We start from the raw sequence: 26,524 nt of genomic DNA, 5'->3' as shown, positions 1-26,524 counted from the left end.
AAGGAGGTTTTTCACATGGCAGCTCGTCGCGGACGCGCAAAGCGTCGTAAAGTGTGTTACTTCACAGCGAACGGAATTACACACATCGACTATAAAGATGTTGATTTGCTGAGACGTTTCATTTCTGAACGCGGAAAAATTCTTCCACGTCGTGTAACTGGAACTTCTGCAAAATATCAGCGTAAACTGACTATTGCTATCAAACGTGCTCGTCAAATGGCATTATTGCCTTACGTAGCAGGTGAATAATGACAAAGCCCCCAATCCGGCCGGATTGGGGGCTTTTCCTATTCAGGAGTAGGAATGAAGGAGACAGTCTGTGTTGATCGTTTCTTTGGTATTTCCTATGGTCGTTTCCGTACGTTTCTCCTGGGGTATACAGTGATTATTCGAACTAACAAGCCTGCTGTAAAGATGGTGGCTGCCAATAAATATAGATCGGCAAGCTGCAGGAAGAAGGATAGGCCTGTATACAACAGAAGAGGGATTGTCGTTGTATAGGCACTCATTTTCCAAAGGATTGAAAATTTAAGCTTCCTCTCCAGCATTTTTGCTGCAAGTGTACCGAGGTATGCCACAGCGGAAAGCAGTATGAAGAAGATGACGATGAGCGGCAGGTAATAAAAAATGAAGAAATAGATTAACTTGAATACCACGTTCATATCATCGCCTAGCCCTCCAGTGGCAGTCAGTTGATCTGCCAGAGAGGGAAGGGATGCAAGGAAAAGAAGGATAAACATATAGACAACCGTTATGTCCATGCCGATCCGGTTAAGTCTGAATATCGCCTTTTTGTTTGGGAGTTTTAAACTGTTCACTAATGCATGCAGGAAAATCATTTTTTTCATCCTTATCTAAGTTAGTACCCTTCTTATTATAAGGGAAGTCCGGAATTATGGTACAAGGGAACATGAAAAAACAATGACAATTTTTGAAGCTGTGGCGGCAGAGGTTCGGATTTCCATTCTTATTGGACTGTCGGAACCAGCAATTTCCGTCCACCATTCTAGTAGAAATCATGTTATTATATACTAATGGAGAAATTGTTAAGGTTAATATGGTAATTGTTTAAAAGAGGTGCAAATGATGAATCAATCGAAAAAAATTACAGACGGAGCAATGCTGACGGGCATATTCGTCCTGTTGCTGATTATAACAGCCTTTGTACCAATGCTAAATATTTCCAGTATGCTTCTGCTTCCTGTACCATTCATTATCTATTCTTCTCGGTACAGCTGGAAGCCGGCGGTAATCATGCTGCTGGCTGCCATTATCCTGTCACTGCTTTTGGCCACGGTATTTTCTCTGCCGGTCACGATATTGATGGGCCTAGGGGGACTAGTGATCGGGACAGCCATCCACCATAATGTCTCTGCTTATGAGACGCTTGCAAGGGGGACATTGGCCTTTGTGGCAGGATTGTTGTTTGTCTTCGTGTTTACCCAATTTGTTTTTCAGGTGAATTGGCTGGCGGAGCTAGAGGCAATGTATATGGAATCCATGGAAATGAGCACAGATATTATCGGCCAGTTCAGCACAGAAGAACAGACGCAGGAGTTACAGGCCATGCTGGAGGCCCAAATCAGCTACTTTACAGACCTTTTTCCTGTCCTGCTCGTAGTATCGGCGGTTTTTCTGGCATTGATCAGCCAGTGGATCGGTTATAAATTTATGAATCGACTAGAGAAAAAGGAACTGCACTTCCCGCCATTCCGCAATTTGCAGTTCCCAAGTTCACTTATTTGGGTTTACCTGGCTGCCATCATCCTTTCTTTGATAGAATGGGAGCCCGGCAGCATTTACTCTCTGGCTGCCCAGAACCTCTTGGTGCTGACAGGCCTTATCATGGCTGTCCAGGGGATTTCCTTTGTGTTTTTTTATTCCTATCAGAAGGAGCTCTCCAAGGCGCTTCCTATACTGGTGGTAGTCCTTGTCATTCTTTTTCCGACAATGCTACTGTATTTCATGCGTATTTTAGGTATAATTGACATAGGATTCAAGCTGAGAGAGCGAATGACGAATGACTCATAATACGGAACCTGACAAGTGTTATGCAAGTAGGAGCTGAGTGCTATGCCGGATTTACAGAAGAAACCAACGTTAAGCAGCCATTTATGGATCATTTATTTGCTTGCCATCATCCTATTGGGAGTAATATGGTATTTTCAGTGGATGCTGGGAATTATTATGACCCTGTTGTTGGCTGCGTCCATTTATTATAGTATCCGTACGGAAAGGATGCTGTTAAACGAGACGGAGGAGTATATCTCCACCCTCTCCCACCGGATTAAGAAGGTCGGGGAGGAAGCGTTATTGGAGATGCCGATTGGCATTATCCTGTACAACGATAATTTTACGATTGAATGGGCCAATCCTTATATGAATAAGTTTGCCGAAGAGGAAGATACACTTGTCGGTGAGTCCCTCAATGTCCTTAGTGAAGAACTTATCCCGAATATAAGGGAGAATAAAGAAGAAGTCTGGTTTGAGCTGGAAGGATATGAATTCCAGACGACCGTCAAAAAGGAAGAAAGATTGCTGTACTTGTTTGACCGCACGCAGCAGTCCCGACTCCAAACCATGTACCATAATGAACAGACAGTCCTCGCGATCATATTCCTCGATAACTACGAGGAAATTACGCAGAATATGGATGATACGCTGAAGAGTCAGCTCAATTCCCAGGTCACTTCCGTATTGAATAAATGGGCCGGTCAGTACGGCCTTTATTTGAAGCGGACATCTCAGGAGCGGTTCCTGGCTGTGGGAACGAAGGAAATTCTGCAGCAGATGGAGAAGGCCAAATTCGATATTCTGGATGAAGTCCGGGAATTGAGTGGAGAACAGAATAACCCGGTGACGTTGAGTATTGGTGTCGGATTTGGAAATGTGCCGCTTCCTACATTGGGAGAATTAGCACAATCCAGCCTCGACCTGGCCTTAGGCCGAGGCGGAGATCAGGTAGCCATCAAAGACGAATCAGGGAAAGTCCGTTTCTACGGCGGTAAAACCAACCCGATGGAAAAACGGACAAGGGTTAGGGCCCGCGTTATTTCCCATGCATTGAAGGAATTGGTGAAAGCAAGTGATAATGTTATCATTATGGGGCATAAGTCTCCGGATATGGATTCACTTGGTGCGGCCATTGGTATTTTGAATATCGCCAAAGCGAATGGTGTAGAAGGCCACATCGTCTTCGACCGGGATGACGTGGATACGGGTGTCTACCGTCTGGTAAATGCCATCAAAGAAGATAATGACCTTTGGCAACACTTCATTGACCCGGAGGATGCAGAGGAAATTACCGGAAGCCGCAGTCTGGTGGTAGTAGTTGATACCCATAGGCCGTCCATGGTCGCAGAGGCCAGCCTGTTGGATAAGACGGAATATAAGGTAGTCATCGACCATCACCGCCGTGGTGAGGAATTCATCCAGAATGCAACGCTTGTCTATATGGAGCCTTATGCTTCATCGACCGCCGAGCTGGTGACGGAGCTATTGGAATACCAGCCGAAATCGCTGAAGCTGAAGATGCTGGAAGCCACCGCACTACTGGCCGGCATTATTGTGGATACCAAGAGCTTTTCCCTGCGTACAGGATCCAGAACCTTTGATGCTGCCTCCTATCTCCGTTCAAAAGGGGCAGATACTATTCTGGTTCAGCAGTTCATGAAAGAAGATCTCGATATCTATGTTCGCCGAGCGAAGCTGATCGAACGCGCAGAGGTGTACAGGGATGTTATTGCCATTGCCAAGGCAGAGCCGGATGATAAGTATGGTCCGGTCTTGATTGCCCAAGCAGCTGACACCCTCCTTACGATGAGCGGAATCTCCGCCTCCTTTGTTATTTCTGAAAGGGATGACGGAAGAATTGGCATCAGCGCCAGATCGCTTGGGGAAATAAATGTTCAAATCATTATGGAAAGAATGAATGGCGGCGGGCATTTGACAAATGCAGCCACCCAAATTGAAGATACAAACCTGGAGGATGCTGAAGGGTTATTAAAAGATATAATTGATGAATATTTCGAGGGGAGCGATACGGAATGAGAGTAATTTTCCTGAAAGATGTAAAAGGGAAAGGCAAAAAAGGCGAGGTTAAAAACGTTTCAGACGGGTATGCACGCAACTATCTGCTGAAGAATAATGTTGCACAGGAAGCTACCCCGGGCAACTTGAAGGCCCTCGAAGCACAGAAGCGCAAAATGGAACAGGAAGAACAGGAAGAAAAAGAAGAAGCAATGGACTTGAAAGATAAGCTGGCTGAATTGACAGTGGAGCTGAAGGCTAAATCAGGCGACGGCGGGCGCCTTTTTGGATCGATTACCAGCAAGCAGATTGCGGAAGCGTTGAAGAAAGATTACGGCTATAAAATAGATAAACGGAAGATCGAGTTAGATCAGCCGATTCGTGCATTGGGCTATACCACTGTACCTGTGAAGCTGCACCCGGAAGTTTCCGGTTCCATCAAGGTTCATGTTACGGAGAAGTAATGAACCTTCCCGTATTCATATATTGGCCAGTTTCTGTTAACAACAAGATTTTCTTTGAAAGGAGGGCCCGGGACGATGAATGAGTGGAATGATCGGGTTCCGCCCCATAATATAGAGGCGGAACAGTCGGTGATTGGTGCCATCTTTTTAGAGCCACAGGCTTTTTCTACCGCATCAGAAATATTGGTTGCCGAAGACTTTTATCGCGCGGGCCACCAGCGGATTTTTGCAGCGATGATGAAATTGGCCGATAGAGGCGAACCTATTGATGTGGTAACAGTAACTACCTACCTTCAAAACGCAAAACAGCTCGATGAAGCAGGAGGGGTGACATATCTGTCGGAAGTGGCCGGCAGTGTACCGACGGCAGCCAATATCGAGTATTACAGCAGGATTGTAGAAGAAAAGGCGATCCTCCGGCGGCTTATCCGTACAGCTACCGACATTGTGACCTCGGGCTATGAAAAAGAGGACGAAGTGGAAGATGTCCTGAATGATGCCGAAAAAAACATTCTGGAAGTGTCCGGGCGGAAAAATTCCGGATCCTTTAAAGCCATTAAGGATGTATTGATTGATGTATATGATAATATCGAACAGCTTCATCAATCCAATGCCGATCTGACCGGAGTCCCTACCGGATTCCGTGATTTGGATCGGATAACTTCAGGCTTTCAGCCCAATGATCTGATCATCGTCGCTGCCCGCCCGTCTGTTGGTAAAACGGCCTTTGCGCTGAATGTAGCACAGAACGTGGCCGTCAACAGCGGCGAAAATGTAGCCATCTTCAGTCTAGAGATGGGTGCAGACCAGCTCGTCCAGCGGATGCTTTGTGCGGAAGGGAACATTGATGCTACCCGGCTTCGGAATGGCCAATTGCAGGCGGATGACTGGAGTAAGCTGACGATGGCGATGGGGTCGTTATCCAATGCAGGTATCTTCATTGATGATTCTCCGGGAATCCGTGTCAGTGAGATCCGCTCCAAATGCAGGCGTCTAAAGCAGGAACATGGCCTTGGGATGATTTTGATCGATTATTTGCAGCTTATCCAGGGAAGCGGCAGTTCTAGAGGGGAAAACAGGCAACAGGAAGTTTCCGAGATTTCCCGTTCCCTTAAAGGGCTGGCACGTGAATTGAATGTTCCTTTAATTGCGTTGTCCCAGCTTTCCCGTGGAGTTGAATCCCGCCAGGATAAGCGCCCAATGATGTCGGACCTGCGGGAATCAGGAAGTATCGAGCAGGATGCCGATATTGTCGGTTTCCTATATAGGGATGACTATTATGATCAAGAGACAGAGAAGCAGAACATAATTGAAATCATTATTTCCAAACAGCGTAATGGCCCTGTCGGTACGGTCGAGCTTGCCTTTGTGAAAGAATATAATAAGTTCGTGGATCTGGACCATCGGTATTCGGAGAGTGATGTACCTCCTGCACCGGTACAGGTCTAGGAAAGCAGCCTCACAGTGGGGCTGCTATTTTTATTGTTTTAGGAAACGGCTTTCCAGGTTTGCATACAGCTCCCCACCCTTTCCTTTGCTAAATTAAGCCACTTTTTGAGCGGATCGGGTAAAGGTTCCCCTTAAACGCGAAGGTCGCCCTCCCTGCCTCCTCTGAAACTGCCAGTACCAGGGCATCCGTTTGTTCGGCAGCTCGATGTCTTGTGCCCATTTTTCCTCGTACTTCCCTGTTTTCCGAAAGCGGCAGGACATTTGCAGCTGAAACGATTCTATCTTTATAAATTAATACCGCCCCATCATGCAGGGGGGTTCCTGTATAAAAGGTGGAAGAAGAGGATAGGAGAGGTCGGCATGAAGAGGGATCCCTGCATACAAAAAAGGGGCTAAGTAGCTGTTTAAATAATGGCCGTTGTTGCCTGAAAATCATGTAATAATTGATGAATATCTTCCAATTCATGCAGGGTACTGTATTCTGAGGCCTCAGCCGTCTGTATGACCTGGTGTATTTCATGGGAGAGTTTTAGCAGGCCGTTTTTCAGATCGTGGCCCATTTTGCTGGATATATCAGGCTCCCTGGAAACCATTTTTCCACCCCATTCGAAATCATATATGACCAACTGGTATTATTATTTTCGAAGTGAGGCATTTTATACATGAGCCAAAAAATATTTTAGCGAACGATACAATAAAATAAAAACCTAATGTTCGTGAATTGAATTGACTTGCTTAGGTGTTACTGATAGAATTACTTTTGGAATAATAAAAATCAAATGTTACATAATTTAATGGAGGTGCACTATGTCCTCAGTAGTAGTAGTTGGAACGCAGTGGGGCGATGAAGGAAAAGGCAAGATCACGGATTTTCTGTCTCAGAATGCCGAGGTTGTCGCCCGTTATCAAGGCGGAAATAATGCTGGCCATACCATCAAATTTGACGATATCACATATAAATTGCATTTAATCCCCTCCGGTATCTTTTTTGATGACAAAATTTGTGTACTGGGCAATGGAATGGTAATCGACCCCAAAGCATTTATGGAGGAAATTGCCTATCTGCATGAACGCAATGTATCCACAGATAATCTCCGCATCAGCAACCGTGCCCATGTCATCCTTCCATATCATCTTCAGCTGGATATCCTGCAGGAGGAAGCTAAGGGTGCCAATAAGATTGGAACAACGAAGAAGGGAATCGGCCCGGCTTACATGGATAAAGCGGCCCGAAGCGGCATCCGTATTGCTGACCTGATGGATAAGGAAGCTTTCCGTGAAAAATTGGAACAGAACCTCCAGGAAAAAAACCGCCTGTTTGAAAAAGTATATGAAGTAGAGCCAATGAAGGTGGAAGATATACTGGAGGAATATTATGAATATGGCCAGCAGATGGCTGAGTACGTATGTGATACTTCCGTTGTACTTAATGATGCCCTTGATGAAGGACGGCGTGTTCTTTTTGAAGGAGCACAGGGTGTCATGCTGGATATTGACCAGGGAACATATCCGTTTGTGACATCTTCCAACCCGATTGCTGGAGGAGTGACAATCGGTTCCGGGGTCGGACCGACAAAGATCAACCATGTCGTAGGTGTCTCCAAAGCCTATACTACAAGGGTGGGGGACGGACCTTTCCCTACAGAACTTCACGATGAGACAGGAGACCGCATTCGCGAGGTCGGCCGCGAATACGGCACCACCACAGGAAGGGCCCGCCGCGTCGGCTGGTTTGACAGTGTTGTAGTCAGGCATGCTCGCCGTGTCAGCGGAATAACGGACCTATCCCTGAATTCCCTGGATGTCCTTACAGGGATTGAGACATTGAAAATTTGTACGGCGTATCGTTATAAAGGGGAAATCATGAAGGAATTCCCTGCAAGTCTGGCTGTACTGGCAGAATGTGAGCCGATATATGAGGAAATGCCTGGTTGGACGGATGATATAACCGGTGTCAAGGATTTAAGCGAACTGCCGGAAAATGCCCGACATTACCTTGAAAGGATTTCCCAACTGACAGAGATACCATTATCCATCTTCTCTGTTGGCCCGGACCGTTCACAGACGAATGTAGTACGAAGTGTATATAGCAGCTAATGTTGGAAAAGAGGCAGCCCCTGAAGAGGCTGTCTCTTTTCTAATTCCACAGAAGGGAGACATTTCCCCCAAAATACGATAAAATAGAGGGAAGAGTGTATGAATAACGCCGGATTTAATTCCGGATTCTCTGACCAATGAATTCTCGTAAACTATATAATTACTATATTAACTTTAGGATAAAGGATGTGCCATAATGAGTCATAAAATATTAGTGGTTGATGATGAACAGCCGATTGCAGATATATTGAAGTTCAATCTGGAAAAGGAAGGATACGAGGTAGTAGTGGCGAATGACGGGGATACGGCTGTAGAGCTTGCTGAATCGGAAGCTCCCGACCTCATTCTTCTGGATATTATGCTTCCAGGAAGGGATGGAAATGAAGTTTGCCGGGAAGTCCGCAAGACTCAATCCATGCCTATTATTATGCTGACGGCAAAGGACGCGGAAATTGACAAGGTGCTCGGTCTGGAACTGGGAGCGGATGATTATGTCACCAAGCCTTTCAGCAATCGGGAGCTGATTGCCAGGGTGAAGGCAAACCTCCGCAGACAGCAGGTGCCGGAAGAGACAGCCAAACAGACGAAGGATATCGTTATCGGCTCCCTCACGATTCATCCGGATGCCTATGTTGTATCCCGGAATGGCGAGCAGATAGAGCTTACCCATCGTGAATTTGAGCTTCTTCATTACCTGGCACGCCACATGGGACAGGTCATGACGCGTGAACATTTATTGGAGACTGTCTGGGGATATGATTATTTCGGAGATGTCCGCACAGTGGATGTTACTGTAAGGAGACTCCGTGAAAAAATTGAAGAGAACCCAAGTAATCCTACTTGGATCGTGACCCGCAGAGGAGTGGGTTATTATTTACGAAACCCTGAGCAGGAGTAGCAGCTTATGAATAAGGTTGGTTTATTCCGTTCCATTCAATCGAAGTTTACGATCATCTATATCCTTCTGCTCCTTGTAGCAGTTCAGGTAATCGGGGCTTTTTTCACCAATGAACTGGAGAGGGAGCTGATGGAGAACTTCGAAAGTTCTATTGACGATAGAGTGGAACTCTTGAACTATAATCTGGAGAAGGCATTTGAGCGGGAGAGGAACGAAGAAGGCGGGTCCACCCTGCAGGAGGAGATCCAGAATATCGTCAGTGATGTGGAAACAGGCGATATTACAACATTGGAAGTCATCAATAATCAAAGCAGAGTGCTTGGTACCACCAATGTATTAGAGCGGGATATGATAGGCAAGAAGACAACAAGGGATACGGTGCAGGACGCACTATTCTTTGACGAGCGGCAAGATACCATAAAATTCAACCCAGAAACAAAAAACCGTGTCCGCGTTCAGGCTGTCCCGATCTTTGACTCCCAGGAAAACGTGATGGGTGTCATCTATGTGGAGGCTTCTCTGGAAGGCGTCTACGATCAAATGCAGGAAATCAATGATATTTTCCTGCAGGGTTCGTTGTTGGCAATCGCTGTTTCGGCAGTAGTAGGGATCCTGGTGGCAAGGACCATCACAAAGCCGATTTCCGAAATGAGAAGGCAGGCTCAGACAATGGCCAAGGGGGATTTCAGCCAAAAGGTAAAAGTCTACAGCAAGGATGAAATCGGCCTGCTTGCAGATACATTCAATGATCTAAATTCCCGGCTAAAACATTCTTATGCCACGATTGAAGAGGAACAATTCAAGCTGCGGTCTGTATTATCCAACATGTCTGATGGAGTGATTGCCACTGACAACACAGGTGCTGTCACATTGATGAATGAAGCTGCTGGCAGAATGATCGGTCGGGATCCGGATGAAGTGAATGGTGAACTGCTGATTGATGTCCTGCAGCTCGAAGACAGGGTCATCAATATGACAGAGCTGCCTGACAGTGGTTCCATGATTATTGATTTCAGTGATGAAGATGAATTTTTCCTTATCCGCGCAAAATTTTCTACTATCCTTGATGAAGAAGAGAACATCACCGGCTTCATCTCGGTTATTAGCGATGTTACCGAACAAGAAAAGGCGGAACAGGACCGTCGGGAGTTCGTCTCCAATGTTTCCCATGAACTGCGGACACCGTTAACCACGATGAAAAGTTATATTGAAGCGTTAAATGATGGAGCATGGGAAGATAAGGAGATAGCGCCGCGTTTTCTCGGTGTAGCCCAGACAGAGACAGACCGGATGATCCGGATGGTGAATGATCTTCTGCAGCTTTCCAAGATGGATGCAGAGGAGTATCCGCTCGAAAAGGAAAGAGTGGATTTCATCCAATATTTCCATGAAGTCATTGACCGGTTTGAATTGAATCTCCCGGAGCATATCAACCTGAAAAGACAGCTTCCGGAAGGTCAGTTTCCTGTATGGATGGACAAGGATAAAATGACCCAGGTGCTTGACAACGTCATTTCCAATGCTATCAAATATTCGCCTGAAGGCGGCACAATTACGATGAAAGCAGAAAATAAGAGGCATTACCTGCTCGTGAGTGTAAGCGACCAGGGGATGGGTATCAGTTACGATAAACTCGATAAAATTTTCGAGCGTTTTTACAGAGCAGATAAAGCAAGGACGAGAAAACTTGGCGGGACAGGCCTAGGGCTTGCCATCTCCAAGGAATTGGTGGAAGCCCACCACGGAAAGATATGGGCTACAAGCAAAGAGGGTAAAGGGACTACCGTTCTCTTTACACTTCCGCTGATGAATCAGAAGCGGAGGGGTGCATAATGAAACTCGAAGCAGTGAAGTCTTTAGTGCTGATTGTCCTTATCGGTTTCAGTCTGTTGCTCAGTTTTGGGCTATGGCGCTATCAGCCAAGTTTGGACAATCTGAACAACACTTCCTATATTGATGAAATGGACATCGGTGGTGTGGAGGAGACGAAAAGCAGCCTTATCGAGCCGAAGTCTATCGTCTTCCATACTAATGGCCATTATTACGTCTATGAAGACCCTAGGGACCAAGAAGATTTGTATGACAGGATGAAGACGTGGGAACTGGATGATTTCTATGTAGCTGATTCCAATGGCAAGGAATCCCAGGTTTTTGAAATCGAAGTAGTTTTTCCAGAGGAACTGCCGATGGAAGTATTGAAGAGCATTTTCCAATTCGATAAGCCCGACATCCAGATGCCAAGCTGGTCATTCGAACGGATTTATTTAGCCTTTAACCAGGATACAGCTTCCGTCCATTTGGAAATTCCGTCGATTGATGGCCGTCAGAAGGCACATGCAGTCATGAACGATCCAAATGTATATGAAAATCTATGGGGAAAGATCGCCTCGCTAAACGGTTTGGAAGAACATGTCCTGTTTGATGAAGGTAGGGAACCGATTTATCTCCCGGATCAACCAGTAAGTACTCGGGAACATTCACTCGCTATCAGCCGGCTGGATGTCAATGCTTTGGTCAACGCCTTGTTCCAAACACCGTCCGTGGTACGGCAGACTTATGATGGCGGTGAATCATACTATAATGATGGCCAGCGGCAGATGCGTGTCTTCCAATATGGAAGAAATATGGAGTTTTATAATCCGAATTCCTCCAACCAGGAAAGTCTCCCTGCGATGGAATTGCTGAACAGAAGCATTTCCAATATTAATGGTCATTTTGGCTGGACGGACGATTATCGTCTGGCACGGCTGAATACCGGTAGCAACTCCGTAAGATACCGAATGTACTATGCCGGCTATCCCGTATTCAACAGTTCAGGCCTGTCAGTCATCGAACAGGAATGGAGAGATGTCGGACTTCATCAATACAGCCGTCCGTTGTTTACGCTGGATGATTCGTTCGCCGGGGACCTGGTCGAACTTCCTTCCGGGACCGAAGTCATCTCCCATCTCAGAGGTACAGACTACAATTTGGGTAATATCGGAGACATCCAGCTGGGTTATCGGCTGACATATGAAATGCATGAGAATAATGCAACCGCCTATCTTGCCCCTGCTTGGTATATGGAATATAACGGAATCTGGCGGGAGCTTTCCTTTGAAGATGTCCCGCCTTTAAATGAAGGGGGCCAATAAGGATGCAGTGGAGTAATATCAAGACTGTTTTTATCTTCTGTTTCCTTGTTTTGGATGTGTTCCTGCTATTGCAGTTCATAGAGAAACAGCAACAGGCGGATATCAGTGTCTTGGAGGAGCAGGATTCCTCCATAGAGAGCCAACTGGAAGCAGAGAACATCACCATAGGGGACATAGAGGTTGAGACTACGGAAGAACCTTATATTTCTGTCAATCCCAAAGAGTTTACGGAAGAGGAAATCTCCCTACTAAAGGCAAAAGAAGGGCTGCAGACGGAGCTGATCTCCGATACGCTTATTGCGGGGCGCTTTGAAGAGCCCATTCCCATTCCGAAAGATGCAGATGAGGAAGACATAGCAGAGATGGTACGTCCTCATGTTTTATATCCGGAGGAATACATTTTTTGGGAATGGGATGAGGAATTGAATGCACTGATTTTCTTCCAAAAGAAAAATGAACGTCCTGTCTTTTATAATCAGTCTGCATTGCTCATCGTCTATTTAAATGAAAAAAATGAAATGACTTTCTATACCCAAACAATGCTAGGCGAAGCGGAAACCCAGGAGAATAGCCGGACGATGATCCAGCCGATGCGGGTAGTCGAGATTTTGTATAACCGGGGTGCGCTCTACCCGGAAGATGAGGTTTCAGATATGAGCATTGGTTATCTGACCCGGGTTCCCCTCGAGGATGGTGTCCAGGTGTTCGCTCCCACGTATAATATCACGGTTACAAGTGACACAGGCAAACGCAGGTATCTCGTAAATGCACTCGAAGGGATCCAGTCAACGGTAAATGAGGAATTCTATGAGGAATTCATTCGCTCAGCCCTGGCAAATATCAGTACATTGAATGAAGAAAATGAAATGAAAGAACCATTATTCAACCTGCTTAGTGAAAAACTGGAAGAGGAAAATCGGAGTGAGACAGAATGACATTACGATTTAGTGTATTGGCTTCCGGGAGCACCGGAAATGCCTTTTATATCGAATCAGACAAAGAAAAGTTACTGGTGGATGCAGGACTCAGTGGAAAGCAGATGGACCGTTTATTTGCAGAAATACAGATCGACCCTTCTGAACTGTCCGGAATTCTGGTCACACATGAACACAGTGACCATATTAAAGGACTCGGAATTACTGCAAGGAAATATAACCTTCCTATATATGCAAATGAGAATACTTGGAAGGCAATGGAAAAGTCCATTGGCAAGCTTTCCATCGACCAAAAATTCCATTTCGGCATGGAACAGGTGAAAACATTCGGAGATATGGATGTTGAGTCATTCGGTGTTTCTCACGACGCTGCAGAGCCAATGTTTTATACGTTTCGGCATGAAGGAAAGAAAGTAGCTTTGGTGACGGATTTGGGATATGTCTCCGAACGTATAAAGAAAACCGTAGAAGATGCCGATGCGTATATATTTGAAGCCAACCACGATGTAGAAATGCTTCGGATGGGAAGGTACCCTTGGAATGTAAAACGCCGTATTCTTGGAGATTCTGGGCATGTTTCGAATGAAGACTGCGGTTTGGCTCTCACGGATATCATCAGCAATAGGACGAAACGGATCTATCTTGCGCATTTGAGTCAAGACAATAACATGAAAGATTTAGCGCGGATGTCTGTCGACAGTGTATTGAAAGAACGGGGAATAGATCTGGACCTTAAGGATACAGATCCGGCTGTACCTACCCCGCTTTATGAAGTAGTCTGATACCTCTTTCTCTATTATACCTTGTGGATTTTTCCAAGTTTATTTTGGACGATTGGAAGGAAATACTATACCAACTATACTTTTATAAGGGGATAGAGAAATGGGATATTATACACAGCATTATCCGCCCAATCGGAACAGGCGTAAGAGAAGGGGCTGGCTCCTTCCGGTGGTGATTGGAATACTCGTAATTGGATTCTTCGCCCTAGTGGCTGTCCCTAACTTGATGGAAATGAACCGTACAGCAACAGACACGGGGCAGGAAGAAAATACCGACCAGGCAACCATTGGCACAGAAGATGGAGATGGAACGGTCCATACTTCTGTAACGGTCGATATAAACACACAGATTACCGATGTAGTGGAAGAAGCAACTCCAGCTGTTGTCGGGGTCATCAATTTGCAGACAAATGCAGAATTCTGGCAGCAGCAACAGGAAGAGAGCCAAGCCGGGACCGGTTCCGGTGTAATCTACAAAGTCGAGGATGGAACAGCATATGTGGTTACAAATCAGCATGTGGTACAGGGTGCTGATACGGTAGAGGTTGTGCTACACGATGATACACGTATAGAGGCGGAAATTGTCGGCGGCGATGTTTTCTCTGATTTGGCCGTATTACGGATGGAGGCATCCGGGGTGGAGGAGCCCATCGAAATAGGCTCTTCTGAGAATGTAAAGCGGGGAGAGCCGGTGATTGCAATTGGGAATCCTTTAGGGATGATGTTTTCCGGATCGGTTACCCAGGGAGTGATCAGCGGAACACAGCGCACAGTTCCCCAGGACTTTAATATGGACGGGCGTGCCGACTGGCAGGCTGAAGTCATCCAAACGGATGCGGCAATAAACCCTGGCAACAGCGGCGGTGCTCTTCTCAATCTTGCCGGGCAGCTGATCGGGATTAACTCGATGAAAATTAATGAAGCTGCTGTGGAAGGTATTGGTTTTGCCATCCCTGTGGATACAGCGATGCCAATTGTTGAAGAACTGGAAGAGACTGGTGAAGTGGTAAGGCCATACATTGGAGTGGAAATCTACTCCTTGGATGAAATACCACAGGCAGAATGGAGAGAAACACTGAATCTGCCGGAAGATGTACAGAACGGTGTATATGTATGGAGTGTGGAAAGTGGGTCACCTGCTGACCAAGCCGGACTGGAACGCCTGGATGTAATAACAGAACTGGATGGAGAACCTGTCCATAACATGATCGACCTGCGTAAAATTCTTTACCAGGAGAAAGAAATCGGTGAGGAAGTCACCGTAACGTATTACCGTGATGGCGAAAAAAGGGAGACGACGATTGAACTAGGATCCCAGTAATATCCACAAGCAATCAAATCAAAAAAGACTATCCCTCCACATGGGGATAGTCTTTTTTCTGTAAATACAAAAAGTAATCCACAGGTTTTCCATAGTTATACACATAATGTTAATAAGTTCAGGAGAAAAAATCAATATATAGTGTAGAACATAATATCTATACTAAATAACTGCGAACACTTGTGCATATGTGAATAATTTTGTGGATAACTATGGATTTTCCCGCGAAATTTAACGATTATCCACGGCTTCTTCACATATTTTGATCATTCATCCACAGTTTTTCCCCTGAATTGGTGCCATAAAACCAACAGCAGGACAAGCAAGAGGATATCCAGTCTGGACTCAAATAAAAATGAGATAAAGCCCTGGTTTAAGAGGATCGGGATTTTTGTGAGATAAAGGGCACCGAGCATAATGAGGATGAGTGGGGCAATTGCCTGCCGGATAAACATTCTGCCAATTAGCAGCATGCCGCATGCCAATTCGGATATAGCTATCAGATATAACACCGCTTCCGGATAAGGCAATCCAAGGCTTAGGAAAATAGTTTTAAAATCGCTGACAACCAGTTTGGTAATCCCGGAAGCGATGAAGACGTATCCGACAGCCATGCTGATCCAATTTACTCTGCTTAAACTTTCCTGCACATTAACGACCTCCTGTATCATTCGGTACTCCATGTATATGCGGCGATAGGACAACCTTGCCAAACTTTTGGTCTGATACTTTACTGTTCAGTTGAAGGAGGAAGAAGCTATCGTAGTTTCTTTCGTTTTTCAGCTATATAAATTTATTTAAGAAATCAATTTACGTTACATTTACCTTTGACATATAGGCCCTTTAAATTTATTATAGTGCTTAATATTACAGTCAGATTATGGTCGAATTTACATTGTTACTAGGTGCCGGTTTCAGTTAGTTTTGGCCCCTTCAAAAAGTGGGGTTGTTTCCTTTGATCAAGAAATTTGATTTACGTTCCTTTATTAATAACCAAATAAATGCTTATGGCATAGATACAATAGCAACCGTTAACTGGCTATCTGTTAAACTGCCGCCCTCTATACTGGAAACCATCCTCTTACTTCAATTTATAAGAGAAGCCTAGGCCAGCGGGCAAAACAAGCCTTTTAATGAGAAATCAAGGAAATGATGGGAGGAAGAAGTCTTGGTTACAATTAAGGATATAGCTGAGATGGCAAAGGTATCAAGAACTACCGTCTCGCGTGTACTAAATAGTTCCGGCTATGTCAGTGAGGATGCAAGAAAGCGTGTGGAAAAGGCCATCGAGGAAACGGGATACATACCGAGTCAGCATGCCAAATCACTAAGGACGAAGAAGACGAAGATAGTTGGTGTTATTTTACCGACGATACAGACAGAGACGTCAAGCCGTATCGTAACGGGTATTGGTGAAGAATTATCCAAGCATGGATACGAGATTATACTGGCGAATACCAACTTAAAAAAGGAAAAAGAAATAGAATTTCTAGAGTTGTTGAAAGTGCGCAGGGTCGATGGCATTATTTTAATTGCCACAAACACGGAGCCTGATCTTGTAGAAAAAATTAAAGACATCAATATTCCCCTTGTGATGATCGGGCAGGCTGTTGATGGAGTTATGTCTATTACATATGATGATTATAATGCTGCACGGGAATTGACGCATACATTCATTACAAAGGGATATCGAGAAATTGCCTTTATTGGTGTGGATGAAACGGACCGGGCAGTAGGCTATTTACGGAAAAAGGGCTTTTTAGATGAAATGGAAGCTCATGGACTGAAGGTTAATGAGGGATGGGTACAAGAGGCAATTTTTGATATCGATTCAGGGCACGATGCAATGGAAAGAATCCTGTCTTCACCTAGTGTAAGCGATCAGAAATCAGTTCCGAAGGCAGTTATTGCTGTAACGGACAGGCTGGCTATAGGAGCGATGAGTTATTTGAAAAAAGAGGGCATTCGTGTCCCCGAAGATATGGGCATTGCAGGGTTTGGCGCATCAGAAATCGCCCAGTATCTCGATCCACCACTGACAACGGTGGACAATCAGAATGAGAAAGCTGGTGAGAAAGCAGCAAGGCAACTGATTAACCGAATAACCGGACGGGAGTATTCAGAAAAAATTGTGCTGAATTATAGACTAATTTGGAGAAAAAGTTTATAATGTAGGTGAAATCGATTTCATAGCATATCTATATATCTATATATCTATATGTCTATATAAACCAACAAGATGCATTAATTCCATTGATATCTCTGTGGAATCGATTCCATGATGTATAGGTTGTGAAAGGGGAGTCTTTATGACAGACAGTTCACAAGTAAGGAGAAAAACCACCAGCCACAAAGGAGAGAGAGGTTGCTGATGACTGGAAAAGGTGAGCAGTTAACAATTGAGGTAGAATTGATCGATTAAGTTTAAGGACCGTATATATTGTTACCTGATGTGGATCGATTCCATACCATCAAGCTTAGAGATGCAAACAAAAAATGGAGTAGTATCGGGTTAATACCTAACTTTGTGGAGGTAAGAGTACTACTACACGGTTAACAGAAAGAACATTAAATTAAGAAGCTCCAGTTATTTTATTTTATATGGAATCGATTCCCTATAGAAAGGGAGACGGACAGATGCTCCTTTGAAAAAAGGAGAAATACAAAAAGGAGTGAAAGAGTTGGCTGATAATAAGAATAGAAGAAGCGATAAGCAAATTGCGGAAGAGTTAATTGAGGCAGTTGGGGGGAAGGAAAACGTTGCATCTGTCACCCACTGTGCAACACGGTTAAGATTTATTGTCAACGATGAGGAGAAAATTGAAAAGGAACACGTGGAGAATATTGACAAAGTAAAAGGAGCTTTCTTTAATTCAGGCCAATACCAGGTTATTTTTGGAACTGGTACCGTAAATAAGATGTATAACGAAGTAGAAAACCTGGGGGTCAATGGTGCAAATAAAGCAGAGCAGAGCAACAAGGCCGCAGAGAAAAATGGAAACAGATTCCAGCGGGCTATCCGTACATTCGGTGATGTCTTTGTGCCGATTATTCCGGTCCTAGTTGCAACTGGTTTATTCATGGGTCTCAGGGGCCTCATAATGCAAGAAAATATCTTGGCTCTATTTGGCATGACACCCGATGATGTCTCACAGAACTTTTTGTTGTTCACCCAAGTATTAACGGATACAGCATTTGCATTCCTTCCGGCGTTGGTGGCATGGTCTGCGTTCAGGGTATTTGGCGGAAGCCCGATCATTGGTCTGGTATTAGGATTAATGCTTGTGAACCCTGCTTTGCCAAATGCTTATGAAGTAGCCGGCCAGACAGCCGAGCCAATAATGTTCATGGGGTTTATTCCGGTTGTAGGTTATCAAGGATCTGTACTTCCGGCATTTATCGCAGGTTTAGTTGGTGCGAAGGTTGAACGCTCGATTCGCAAAAAGACACCCGAAGTTTTGGATTTGCTCATCACACCCTTTTTAACGCTATTAATTATGAGTATTCTGTCTCTATTCATTATTGGTCCCGTTTTCCATTCAGTTGAGAATGTATTGCTTGATGCAGTTGTTTCTGTGCTTGGAATGCCTTTGGGCCTTGCTGGAATTATCCTTGGCGGGCTTAACCAGGTAATTGTTATAACTGGGGTTCATCATGTCTTCAACTTCCTTGAAATTCAACTGCTCGAAGCCTTCGGAAGCAACCCATATAATGCAATTGTATCTTGCGCGGTTGCAGCACAAGGCGGTGCAACATTGGCTGTAGCATTAAAAACACAATCCGGAAAATTGAAAGCATTGGCTCTTCCTTCATCTCTTTCAGCGTTCCTGGGGATAACGGAACCGGCCATTTTTGGGGTGAACTTGCGCTATTTCAAGCCGTTCCTTGCGGGAATGATTGGCGGGGCAGTCGGTGGTTTCTTAGCGTCTATCATGGAATTAGCAGGAACGGGTATGGCCGTGACGGTTATTCCAGGTACTCTTCTGTACCTAAATGGTCAGATCCTCCAGTTCATTTTCGTAAATATTGTGGCCATTGCCGTCGCCTTTGTTTTAACCTGGTTCTTCGGATTTAGCGATAAGATGTTGAAAGAAGTACAGCAGCCAGAGACACAAGTAAAATAGGAGAATTTTTATGAGCTCATCAATAGATATTCTGGAAAAAGTAAATCAACAAGTAAAAAAGCTTAAACCCTTGGTAGGAAGCGATCCCTACCGTTTACACTATCATTTGATGCCCCCAGTGGGATTGTTGAATGATCCGAATGGTCTTGTCTATTATAAAGGCAATTATCATGTTTTTTATCAATGGAACCCGTTTGAAACTACTCATGGATCCAAATTTTGGGGGCATTATGTATCAACAGATCTTGTTCATTGGAAGGAAGCCCCTCCTGCCCTAGTGCCAGGGGATTGGTACGATAAAAATGGTTGTTACTCTGGAAGTGCAGTTGTTGTAGGAGATACCTTGTATTTGTTTTACACCGGCAATGTAAAGGATCAGAAAGGCAATCGTGAATCCTATCAATGCCTAGCCGTGTCAGATGACGGTATCCATTTTAAAAAGAAGGGGCCTGTCATTCATGTGCCAGATGGTTATACCGCCCACTTTCGCGATCCCAAGGTGTTTCGGAAAAACGGGAAATGGTATATGGTGCTCGGAGCACAAACAAAAAACAAAGCAGGAGCAGCGGTTCTGTATACCTCCGATAACCTTGAAGAATGGAGTTTCCTGGGTACATTTGCAGGCAGTGGCCATCGTAATGCCGGCGAATTCGGCTATATGTGGGAATGCCCGGATTTATTAGAACTGAACGGAACCGATATTCTGCTTGTTTGTCCTCAGGGCATGGACTCACAAGGATTTCAGTATCAAAATACGTATCAATCCGGTTACTTCGTAGGAAAAGTCAACTATGCAGAGGGGAACTTTGATCATGGTCAATTTGTAGAGTTGGACCGCGGTTTTGACTTTTATGCACCGCAAACGACGATTGATCCAAAGGGAAGAACGATTCTCTTTGGTTGGATGGGCAATGCCGTAGAAGGTGATATCCAAGAGCCCACTGTGAAGTACGAATGGATTCATGCACTCACTCTACCGCGTGAACTGGAATGGAAAGAGGGCAAACTGATGCAACATCCGGTAGAGGAGTTGAAGCGGCTTCGTGGTAAAGAAACCCGGTATAAAGATGTAAACTTGAAAGGGGAACAGCAATTAAGTCTTCGGGGGCAAGTATTTGAAATGAAAGTGTCCTTTAACAGTATGGAAGGAGAAACCTTGACCCTTCAGGTCGGGGAATCGAAACTGACATATGATCAGCATGAGGGCGTTTTTACGTTTCAACGAAAGAATTACTATACGTCTCAACAAGAATCGCGGCATTGTTATCTGCAGGATCTGAAGGAAATTCATCTTTTTAAAGATACGTCTTCCATTGAAATTTTCCTGAACGATGGAGAGGAAGTATTCACTTCTCGCGTGTTTGATGATGTCCAAACAGATGAGATTGTAGTACTAACATCAGGAAGCGTGGAAATGAATCTACAAAAATGGGACTTACATCGCGTTACCCCTTATTAAACATTGAAAGGAGAAGGAAACATGCTGAAAAATTTGTTTAAGAAAAAAGAAGATATGCACAATGATGTAACACTTGTAGCGCCAGTCAGTGGTGAATTGGTCAGCCTGGAAGAAATATCCGATCCTGTATTTGCAGAAAAGATGATGGGTGATGGAATTGCAATTGAACCTGCAATTGGTGAACTTGTTTCTCCGGTCGACGGCAAAATTATTCAACTGTTTCCGACCAAGCATGCGATTGGCATCGAAGCAGAGAATGGTGCAGAAATCTTGCTTCATATTGGACTTGAGACGGTGAACTTAAACGGAGAGGGATTTACTGCTCATGTAGAAGAAGGCAAGAAAGTTAAACAAGGAGATCACTTGTTGAGTTTTGATTTAGACGTGATTCGTGAAAAAGCCCAGGGAACAATTATCCCCATCATTATCACCAACACGGATGACATGAGCTCCATTGAACCTATCGATGTTAAACAAGCAACAGCAGGAAGAGACGAGATTTTAGTTGTAAAAAAATAGGGGAAGGAGTGTGCAGCATGCTGTTGGGCGGGATAGAAGCAGGCGGTACGAAATTCGTCTGTGCAGTGAGTAATGGCAATAGCAAACAAATTATTGATAAAGTCAGTTTTCCAACGGGAAATCCGGAGGAAACCCTGTTGGAAGCAAAGGGTTTTTTTGAAAAACACGCTATCGAAGCACTCGGAGTTGCCTCATTTGGCCCTGTTGATTTAAATATTAAAAGCAAAACATATGGCAGTTTTTTAAATACCCCAAAGGAGAAATGGAAGCACTATCCACTGCTGGAACAATTGAGAGCACTTTTCAATATACCAGTATACATGGACACTGATGTGAATGCTGCCTGCCTTGCTGAGTATAAATTTGGTGCAGGACAAGGATCAGATACCTGCCTCTATATTACAGTTGGCACAGGTTTCGGCGCAGGATTGGTCCAGAACGGAGAAATCTACCAAGGAAAGAATCACTCGGAAATGGGCCATGTCATTATTAAAAAGCATCCGGATGATCCATATGACGGTTGCTGTCCTTATCACGGCTCTTGCATCGAAGGCATGGCATCAGGGTTGGCGATTGAAAAGCGATACGGAAAGAAAGGCATGGAGTTAACGGAAAATGATCAGGTTTGGGACATCGAGGCATATTATCTTGCACAGGCAATTATGAACTACTACGTCGTGCTTATTCCTGAAAAAATCATTGTAGGCGGCGGGGTCATGAAGCAGGAAAAATTATATCCTCTCATTCGCAGCTACTTTGCTGAACAGATGAATGGCTACCTGGATGTTGGCCCTGTTGATGAGTTGATTGTTGCGCCAGAGCTCAACGATGAGCAAGGAGTAATTGGGGCCATGGAATTGATACGTACCAAATAATAGATGGATGAAGAACTACAATTCTCTTAGCTAGGACAGGAAATAGTCTGTTCTCGACAGGAGGCACAGCCATTATGAAAAGAATCATTATGAACACCACACTTTATCTTGAGAAGGAAACCATTACTGGCTCCGTGCTTATAAATGAGGGGGAAATTGAGACCATCTATCGCAAGGGCTTGCCAGAAGTTGATGAGGAAATGGAAATCATTGATGGAACTGGACTTTATACCATACCTGGTTTTGTTGATGGTCACATTCACGGGGCAAACGGGGCGGACACGATGGACGCAACGGAAGAAGCGCTTGATTCGATTGGCTCACTTCTTCCAAAAGAAGGAACAACCAGCTATCTCGCAACTACGATTACTCAATCGTCGGAAAGCATCGAAAAAGCTTTAATGAATGTAGCTCAATACAATAATAAACCTGGCATAGCTGAAGTAATTGGCGTTCATCTCGAAGGGCCGTATGTAGAAAAATCTAAAGCGGGTGCCCAACCTGTACAATATATAAAAGAACCAGATGTAGAACAATTCAACCGATGGCAAGACATTTCTGGCGGTCTCATCCGAACAGTCACAATGGCGCCAGAACATGACCCTGATGGTACTTTTATAGGAACCCTGGCATCACAGGGGATCAACGTCTCAGCGGGGCATACGGAAGCTGGATTTTTAGACATTAAAAAAGCAGTTGATCACGGTGTGCGGCAACTGACACACTTATGCAATGCCATGAACGGGATCCATCACCGGGATATTGGTGCTGTTGGCGCTGCTTTCCAGCTCGATTCGCTTCGAGCCGAACTTATTGCTGACGGGATTCATGTGGCTCCTGAAATGCTCCAGCTGATTTACAGCACCATGGGTAGTGACCGGATTATTCTTATAACAGATTCCATGCGGGCAAAGGGACTTCCGGCAGGTGACTATGAATTGGGCGGTCAGACTGCCAATGTCACATCGGACCGAGCTGTTTTGGAAGACGGTACTCTTGCTGGAAGTATGCTGAAAATGAAGGACGGGGCTAGAAATATGCTTACTCTAGCGGGAGTCAGTTTAGAGGACGTAGTGAAAATGGCGTCCGTAAATCCAGCCAAGCAACTGGATGTGTTTGATAGAAAAGGCAGTATTGCTGAAGGTAAAGATGCAGACCTGGTATTGGTGGACAAGAATTTTAACATTCACTATACGTTTTGCCGTGGAGAACTAGCTTATAAGGGAGAGGAAGCGTGATGGAATTAATTCAAGCTAAAGACTATCAGGATATGAGCCAGAGAGCCTGCTCGCTCGTGCTGGAGAGATTGAGAGGCATGGAGGACCCTGTACTTGGTCTTGCAACGGGTTCCACACCAGAGGGAATGTACAATTGCTTAATTGAAGCCTATCGAAAGGGTGAGGCTTCTTTCAACAATCTAACCACCTTCAACTTGGATGAGTATGTAGGCCTTAAAAAAGAGCACCCCAAGAGTTACCATTCATATATGAAGGAAAAGCTATTCAAGCATATCAATATTGGTGAAGACCAAATACATCTGCCAAATGGCACTGCAGTTGACCTGGACAGCGAATGCCTGGAATACGAGAAATTAATCAAAAATGCCGGCAAAATCGATTTGCAAATTCTCGGGATCGGCCTTAATGGCCATATTGGCTTCAATGAACCTGGTACATCTTTTGAAAGCCGGACCCATATGGTAGAGCTTGATGAATCCACTCGAAAAGCAAATGCAAGGTTCTTTTCTTCCATTGAAGAAGTTCCGAAGAAAGCAGTAACTATGGGAATCGGTACCATTCTTGATAGTAAGGAAATTATTTTGCTTGTTTCGGGGAAGAATAAAGCAGCTGCCCTTGCCCGCTTGCTCAAAGGTGAAGTATCAGAGAGTTTTCCGGCATCCGCTTTAGGTGAGCATCCAAACACAATAATTATTGCTGATGAATCTTCACTGAATAGCTGAATTGGTCAGTTTGCGGGTAGGAATTGCTCTAGTCCGGTGTCTGGATTAGTTTCCACATATGTATCACCGATAGGGAGGATATAATTGGTTCCTACCTAGAAGGTTCCATTCAAGCACTTGAGAGTTGTGTAAGATCACTCTAATCTTAAATAAATTTATTTCACTCCGAACACTAAGCTCCTTATGCTTTCGCTCTGATGATAAAGTGGTTACCGTTAAAATGCCATCTTGGCAGGCAAAAGGTTGACTGACTTAGAAGGTGAAATGGCTAGACACTTCGACACAATAGAAGCAGGAAAATAATTTGTCGATATTTCCCGGGAAATGATGAGCAGAGACTGGGACATAAAGCAACCGTTTGGGTTAGGAAACACCGTTTATCTAAACTTATCAAAATGTCCAGTTTTCCCCTTTGGTAAACATTTCTCTTCCAACTTCTCTGGTTACGGAGGAAAATCGGAATAAAAGCCGACCAAGTAACAGAATCTATAAGGAAAAGGAGGTTGTTGTCGGTGAAGTACCTTTTCCTAATGCTCGGTTTGGTTCTGCCTGTGCTCTCTCCTGTTTCACCAATTATTACACAGCCTGGATACGAAATGAATCAAGAAATTCCTCCATATGCAAAATGGGGCCGTCTGGCTGTCCAAGAAACGAAAAAGGAATACCCTAATGCCCAAATCATCGATTATCTCCATATAGGGAGAGAATCAATGGGCGATTCCTCAAAGGAAAAGTTTAAGCTCTGGTTGAGGGAAGGTGAGCAGGAATATGGTGTATTTGTAACCATCACCTTTGCCAATGAGACAGAGGAAATCCTGGATATCAAGTTCGAAAAGACGGATAGATAGGGAAATTAAAGCGAATGTGCAGCACTCCATTCACGTGCAAGCATTCCATATATCACATGGTCCACATAATGGTCGTATAGCCATTCCGCCTGGCGGATCTGCCCTTCTTTTACAAATCCGAGCCGTTCAGGAATTGCCCGGCTCTTCTTATTTTCATATGCCGCCCGGATGTCTACTTTATTTAATTCCAATACGTAAAAAGCGTGATGGATCAGTGCCCGGCATACCTTGGTCATAATTCCTCTGCCCTGCTGATCGGGAGCAAGCCAATAGCCGATATACCCAATCCGGTTTAGCCAGTCAAAACTGTTGAAAGCCACAGTGCCAACAAGTTTGCCTTGATAAAAAATGCCGCAGGTGAGCCCCTTTCTCTCTGCATATGCTTTCCGTGCATGTTCAATAAAGGCGCGCGAGTCATCGATATTTTTTGTGTTGTCCACCCAAGGAAGCCACTCCCGCAAATACTCCCTGGATTGATCCGTCAACCGGAAAAGTTCTTCCGCATCGGAAATCTGTAAATCTCTTAATGTAATTTCCTCATCAATCTCCAGCAAAAACATACCCATCCCCCTATTCGACTCCGTTCAGTTAATAACCATCATATCATAAAGAACAGCAGGATTAATGGTATGAATAAATCAAAAAAGCATTTCCGGGGAAGCAAGCCCCCGGATACCTACCCCTGTGTACGAGGTTTGGCAGGATTGCAGTCTGGAGGTGAAGTGTCCGTTGACTCAGCAAGCTTTCTGAGGTAATAGCATTCCTCCCTGGCCATATGGTCGGCCATCAATACGGAAAAAGTGCTAAGCACCGTTTTCGAGAGTTCCATCTCTTCTATCTCTCCCAGAAACGTGCGGAAAAGTTGAAGCTCTATCTCTACATCATTGTTGAATCTGCGGAGTGCTGGAAAAGAATGGACATTGGTACGCAGGAAGCCGGTCAGTTCTACCGCTTTTAAATAAAAAGCATCAAAATGGTCGGCAAAGGCCTTGCTCTTTTGTTTCAGTCTGTCCTCCACTTTATCCAATTCATCATTGATAGCCCCGGCGTGTCCGGAGGCATCAAGCATCCAGATCAAATGATGGTGGAGTTCATGGAAGACAGGAGGAGCTTCCCCCTGTTTCAAGTAGCTGATCACCAGCTGGTATTCCTCCAGTTCATTCACCATATGATTTATAAACGACGGAGAGAGATGGATTCCTATCTCCCCGATCAGATGTCTGCGGATCAATGAAAGTTTGAAATCCTTTAATTCCTCTGCCGCATGATCTGCTTCCTTGGTAAAAGCGATGACATTGCTCTCCTGCAGTGACTTCACCCTGTTCAAGAGCAAATCAAAAGTATAGACGAAATCCTCTGCTATTTGAATATCCTTTTTCTCCGAGGGGTATAGAGAATCGCGGATGAAACGGGAATGATCCCCCAATACCTGCAGCCAAAACTGATGCTCGAACGACGCACTTTCCAATAGTTTATCCAAGGCTCCCTCTCCTTCCTAAAAGCAATCAGTTCACTATATTCAGGTGAGGCGGTAAATAGAATCGGTAAACCTCTAAATGAATTTCTAAGTTTCCCAATTTTCATTGTACCCACTGGTTAATAATGGTAGTATGCACTTAATGTCAGCTAT

The 26,524-nt window shown here is 44.6% G+C and carries 25 protein-coding genes and 1 pseudogene; 20 read left to right on the top strand and 6 right to left on the bottom strand.

Annotation, left to right across the window (positions count from 1 at the left end; all coding sequences use genetic code 11):
* Nucleotides 1-15 precede the first annotated feature (15 nt).
* Entirely contained in the window at nt 16-249 is a 234-nt protein-coding gene (gene rpsR / locus ACFODW_RS10405) for a 30S ribosomal protein S18 (RefSeq protein ID WP_390273048.1), read from the top strand.
* Between the two features lie 95 nt (nt 250-344).
* On the opposite strand, the gene ACFODW_RS10400 is transcribed toward rpsR, so the two are convergent.
* Nucleotides 345-839 carry a hypothetical protein gene (locus ACFODW_RS10400; RefSeq protein ID WP_390306082.1) on the bottom strand — a complete coding sequence of 165 codons (495 nt, stop codon included), beginning with the start codon at nt 837-839 and terminating at the stop codon, nt 345-347.
* Nucleotides 840-1,086: 247 nt separating this feature from the next.
* On the opposite strand from ACFODW_RS10400, the gene ACFODW_RS10395 reads away from it, so the two are divergent.
* The 4 genes from ACFODW_RS10395 to dnaB all read left to right on the top strand — a co-directional run bounded on the left by ACFODW_RS10395 (nt 1,087) and on the right by dnaB (nt 5,942).
* On the top strand, nt 1,087-2,031 hold the full coding sequence (locus ACFODW_RS10395) for a YybS family protein (protein WP_390306080.1): 945 nt from the start codon (nt 1,087-1,089) through the stop codon (nt 2,029-2,031).
* Between the two features lie 42 nt (nt 2,032-2,073).
* Nucleotides 2,074-4,050, top strand: coding sequence for a DHH family phosphoesterase (locus ACFODW_RS10390; protein ID WP_390306078.1), 1,977 nt, complete (start codon nt 2,074-2,076; stop codon nt 4,048-4,050).
* Nucleotides 4,047-4,493 (top strand): 50S ribosomal protein L9, encoded by a 447-nt coding sequence (gene rplI, locus ACFODW_RS10385; protein ID WP_390306076.1) that lies wholly within the window; start codon nt 4,047-4,049, stop codon nt 4,491-4,493. The genes ACFODW_RS10390 and rplI overlap by 4 nt, the downstream gene beginning before the upstream one ends.
* A 75-nt stretch (nt 4,494-4,568) precedes the next feature.
* Nucleotides 4,569-5,942 carry a replicative DNA helicase gene (gene dnaB, locus ACFODW_RS10380; RefSeq protein WP_390306074.1) on the top strand — a complete coding sequence of 458 codons (1,374 nt, stop codon included), beginning with the start codon at nt 4,569-4,571 and terminating at the stop codon, nt 5,940-5,942.
* 88 nt (nt 5,943-6,030) lie between these two features.
* Here dnaB and ACFODW_RS10375 read toward each other — a convergent pair.
* A pseudogene (locus ACFODW_RS10375) lies at nt 6,031-6,297 on the bottom strand (diadenylate cyclase); the annotation flags it as partial.
* A 49-nt stretch (nt 6,298-6,346) separates the two neighbouring features.
* Nucleotides 6,347-6,535 (bottom strand): hypothetical protein, encoded by a 189-nt coding sequence (locus tag ACFODW_RS10370; RefSeq protein WP_390306314.1) that lies wholly within the window; start codon nt 6,533-6,535, stop codon nt 6,347-6,349.
* A gap of 214 nt (nt 6,536-6,749) precedes the next feature.
* Here ACFODW_RS10370 and ACFODW_RS10365 point away from each other — a divergent pair, with 214 nt between their 5' ends.
* The 7 genes from ACFODW_RS10365 to ACFODW_RS10335 all read left to right on the top strand — a co-directional run bounded on the left by ACFODW_RS10365 (nt 6,750) and on the right by ACFODW_RS10335 (nt 15,109).
* Nucleotides 6,750-8,039, top strand: a complete 1,290-nt coding sequence (locus ACFODW_RS10365; RefSeq protein ID WP_390306072.1) for an adenylosuccinate synthase — start codon at nt 6,750-6,752, stop codon at nt 8,037-8,039.
* A 196-nt stretch (nt 8,040-8,235) separates the two neighbouring features.
* The gene (gene yycF, locus ACFODW_RS10360) at nt 8,236-8,937 is read left to right on the top strand and encodes a response regulator YycF (protein WP_390306070.1); all 702 of its coding nucleotides are present in this window, start codon (nt 8,236-8,238) and stop codon (nt 8,935-8,937) included.
* A gap of 6 nt (nt 8,938-8,943) precedes the next feature.
* Nucleotides 8,944-10,770: a cell wall metabolism sensor histidine kinase WalK gene (gene walK, locus ACFODW_RS10355; RefSeq protein WP_390306068.1), complete on the top strand. Its 1,827-nt coding sequence runs from the start codon at nt 8,944-8,946 to the stop codon at nt 10,768-10,770.
* Entirely contained in the window at nt 10,770-12,071 is a 1,302-nt protein-coding gene (locus ACFODW_RS10350) for a YycH family regulatory protein (protein WP_390306066.1), read from the top strand. Before walK ends, ACFODW_RS10350 begins: the two co-directional genes overlap by 1 nt.
* 2 nt (nt 12,072-12,073) lie before the next feature.
* Complete coding sequence (locus tag ACFODW_RS10345) at nt 12,074-13,006, top strand: two-component system regulatory protein YycI (RefSeq protein ID WP_390306064.1); 933 nt, start codon at nt 12,074-12,076, stop codon at nt 13,004-13,006.
* Nucleotides 13,003-13,788, top strand: coding sequence for an MBL fold metallo-hydrolase (locus ACFODW_RS10340; protein WP_390306062.1), 786 nt, complete (start codon nt 13,003-13,005; stop codon nt 13,786-13,788). The genes ACFODW_RS10345 and ACFODW_RS10340 overlap by 4 nt, the downstream gene beginning before the upstream one ends.
* A gap of 100 nt (nt 13,789-13,888) precedes the next feature.
* Entirely contained in the window at nt 13,889-15,109 is a 1,221-nt protein-coding gene (locus ACFODW_RS10335; protein ID WP_390306059.1) for a S1C family serine protease, read from the top strand.
* Between the two features lie 266 nt (nt 15,110-15,375).
* Here ACFODW_RS10335 and ACFODW_RS10330 read toward each other — a convergent pair whose 3' ends face one another.
* Nucleotides 15,376-15,759 carry a DoxX family protein gene (locus tag ACFODW_RS10330; protein ID WP_390306056.1) on the bottom strand — a complete coding sequence of 128 codons (384 nt, stop codon included), beginning with the start codon at nt 15,757-15,759 and terminating at the stop codon, nt 15,376-15,378.
* A 518-nt stretch (nt 15,760-16,277) separates the two neighbouring features.
* Here ACFODW_RS10330 and ACFODW_RS10325 point away from each other — a divergent pair.
* The 8 genes from ACFODW_RS10325 (at nt 16,278) to ACFODW_RS10290 (ending at nt 24,894) form a co-directional block, all read left to right on the top strand.
* Nucleotides 16,278-17,279 (top strand): LacI family DNA-binding transcriptional regulator, encoded by a 1,002-nt coding sequence (locus ACFODW_RS10325; RefSeq protein WP_390306054.1) that lies wholly within the window; start codon nt 16,278-16,280, stop codon nt 17,277-17,279.
* Nucleotides 17,280-17,790: 511 nt separating this feature from the next.
* A complete protein-coding gene (locus ACFODW_RS10320) occupies nt 17,791-19,233 on the top strand; it encodes a sucrose-specific PTS transporter subunit IIBC (RefSeq protein WP_390306052.1) in 1,443 nt (480 codons plus the stop codon).
* Between the two features lie 10 nt (nt 19,234-19,243).
* Complete coding sequence (locus ACFODW_RS10315) at nt 19,244-20,692, top strand: glycoside hydrolase family 32 protein (RefSeq protein ID WP_390306050.1); 1,449 nt, start codon at nt 19,244-19,246, stop codon at nt 20,690-20,692.
* Between the two features lie 21 nt (nt 20,693-20,713).
* The gene (locus ACFODW_RS10310; RefSeq protein ID WP_390306048.1) at nt 20,714-21,211 is read left to right on the top strand and encodes a PTS sugar transporter subunit IIA; all 498 of its coding nucleotides are present in this window, start codon (nt 20,714-20,716) and stop codon (nt 21,209-21,211) included.
* 17 nt (nt 21,212-21,228) lie between these two features.
* Nucleotides 21,229-22,086 (top strand): ROK family protein, encoded by an 858-nt coding sequence (locus ACFODW_RS10305; protein ID WP_390306046.1) that lies wholly within the window; start codon nt 21,229-21,231, stop codon nt 22,084-22,086.
* A gap of 74 nt (nt 22,087-22,160) precedes the next feature.
* Entirely contained in the window at nt 22,161-23,324 is a 1,164-nt protein-coding gene (gene nagA / locus ACFODW_RS10300) for an N-acetylglucosamine-6-phosphate deacetylase (RefSeq protein ID WP_390306043.1), read from the top strand.
* Nucleotides 23,324-24,046: a glucosamine-6-phosphate deaminase gene (gene nagB / locus ACFODW_RS10295; RefSeq protein WP_390306041.1), complete on the top strand. Its 723-nt coding sequence runs from the start codon at nt 23,324-23,326 to the stop codon at nt 24,044-24,046. The genes nagA and nagB overlap by 1 nt, the downstream gene beginning before the upstream one ends.
* 512 nt (nt 24,047-24,558) lie before the next feature.
* Nucleotides 24,559-24,894: a YqzG/YhdC family protein gene (locus tag ACFODW_RS10290; protein ID WP_390306039.1), complete on the top strand. Its 336-nt coding sequence runs from the start codon at nt 24,559-24,561 to the stop codon at nt 24,892-24,894.
* 5 nt (nt 24,895-24,899) lie between these two features.
* On the opposite strand, the gene ACFODW_RS10285 is transcribed toward ACFODW_RS10290, so the two are convergent.
* The gene (locus tag ACFODW_RS10285) at nt 24,900-25,454 is read right to left on the bottom strand and encodes a GNAT family N-acetyltransferase (RefSeq protein WP_390306037.1); all 555 of its coding nucleotides are present in this window, start codon (nt 25,452-25,454) and stop codon (nt 24,900-24,902) included.
* A gap of 116 nt (nt 25,455-25,570) precedes the next feature.
* Complete coding sequence (locus ACFODW_RS10280) at nt 25,571-26,374, bottom strand: DUF2935 domain-containing protein (RefSeq protein ID WP_390306035.1); 804 nt, start codon at nt 26,372-26,374, stop codon at nt 25,571-25,573.
* Between the last annotated feature and the right edge of the window lie 150 nt (nt 26,375-26,524).

Origin of the sequence: Virgibacillus sediminis, assembly GCF_042643265.1 — a bacterium.
Classification (GTDB): domain Bacteria; phylum Bacillota; class Bacilli; order Bacillales; family Amphibacillaceae; genus Virgibacillus_O; species Virgibacillus_O sediminis.
The sequence above is the reverse complement of the archived record's forward strand: the minus strand, read 5'-3'. Positions and strand labels throughout refer to the sequence as shown.

Excerpts from the sequence above, each read along its gene's own strand:
- rpsR (WP_390273048.1), top strand. The coding sequence starts at position 16 with ATGGCAGCTCGTCGCGGACGCGCAAAGCGTCGTAAAGTGTGTTACTTC.
- ACFODW_RS10400 (WP_390306082.1), bottom strand. The coding sequence starts at position 839 with ATGATTTTCCTGCATGCATTAGTGAACAGTTTAAAACTCCCAAACAAA.
- ACFODW_RS10395 (WP_390306080.1), top strand. The coding sequence starts at position 1,087 with ATGAATCAATCGAAAAAAATTACAGACGGAGCAATGCTGACGGGCATA.
- ACFODW_RS10390 (WP_390306078.1), top strand. The coding sequence starts at position 2,074 with ATGCCGGATTTACAGAAGAAACCAACGTTAAGCAGCCATTTATGGATC.
- rplI (WP_390306076.1), top strand. The coding sequence starts at position 4,047 with ATGAGAGTAATTTTCCTGAAAGATGTAAAAGGGAAAGGCAAAAAAGGC.
- dnaB (WP_390306074.1), top strand. The coding sequence starts at position 4,569 with ATGAATGAGTGGAATGATCGGGTTCCGCCCCATAATATAGAGGCGGAA.
- ACFODW_RS10370 (WP_390306314.1), bottom strand. The coding sequence starts at position 6,535 with ATGGTTTCCAGGGAGCCTGATATATCCAGCAAAATGGGCCACGATCTG.
- ACFODW_RS10365 (WP_390306072.1), top strand. The coding sequence starts at position 6,750 with ATGTCCTCAGTAGTAGTAGTTGGAACGCAGTGGGGCGATGAAGGAAAA.
- yycF (WP_390306070.1), top strand. The coding sequence starts at position 8,236 with ATGAGTCATAAAATATTAGTGGTTGATGATGAACAGCCGATTGCAGAT.
- walK (WP_390306068.1), top strand. The coding sequence starts at position 8,944 with ATGAATAAGGTTGGTTTATTCCGTTCCATTCAATCGAAGTTTACGATC.
- ACFODW_RS10350 (WP_390306066.1), top strand. The coding sequence starts at position 10,770 with ATGAAACTCGAAGCAGTGAAGTCTTTAGTGCTGATTGTCCTTATCGGT.
- ACFODW_RS10345 (WP_390306064.1), top strand. The coding sequence starts at position 12,074 with ATGCAGTGGAGTAATATCAAGACTGTTTTTATCTTCTGTTTCCTTGTT.
- ACFODW_RS10340 (WP_390306062.1), top strand. The coding sequence starts at position 13,003 with ATGACATTACGATTTAGTGTATTGGCTTCCGGGAGCACCGGAAATGCC.
- ACFODW_RS10335 (WP_390306059.1), top strand. The coding sequence starts at position 13,889 with ATGGGATATTATACACAGCATTATCCGCCCAATCGGAACAGGCGTAAG.
- ACFODW_RS10315 (WP_390306050.1), top strand. The coding sequence starts at position 19,244 with ATGAGCTCATCAATAGATATTCTGGAAAAAGTAAATCAACAAGTAAAA.
- ACFODW_RS10310 (WP_390306048.1), top strand. The coding sequence starts at position 20,714 with ATGCTGAAAAATTTGTTTAAGAAAAAAGAAGATATGCACAATGATGTA.
- ACFODW_RS10305 (WP_390306046.1), top strand. The coding sequence starts at position 21,229 with ATGCTGTTGGGCGGGATAGAAGCAGGCGGTACGAAATTCGTCTGTGCA.
- nagA (WP_390306043.1), top strand. The coding sequence starts at position 22,161 with ATGAAAAGAATCATTATGAACACCACACTTTATCTTGAGAAGGAAACC.
- nagB (WP_390306041.1), top strand. The coding sequence starts at position 23,324 with ATGGAATTAATTCAAGCTAAAGACTATCAGGATATGAGCCAGAGAGCC.
- ACFODW_RS10285 (WP_390306037.1), bottom strand. The coding sequence starts at position 25,454 with ATGTTTTTGCTGGAGATTGATGAGGAAATTACATTAAGAGATTTACAG.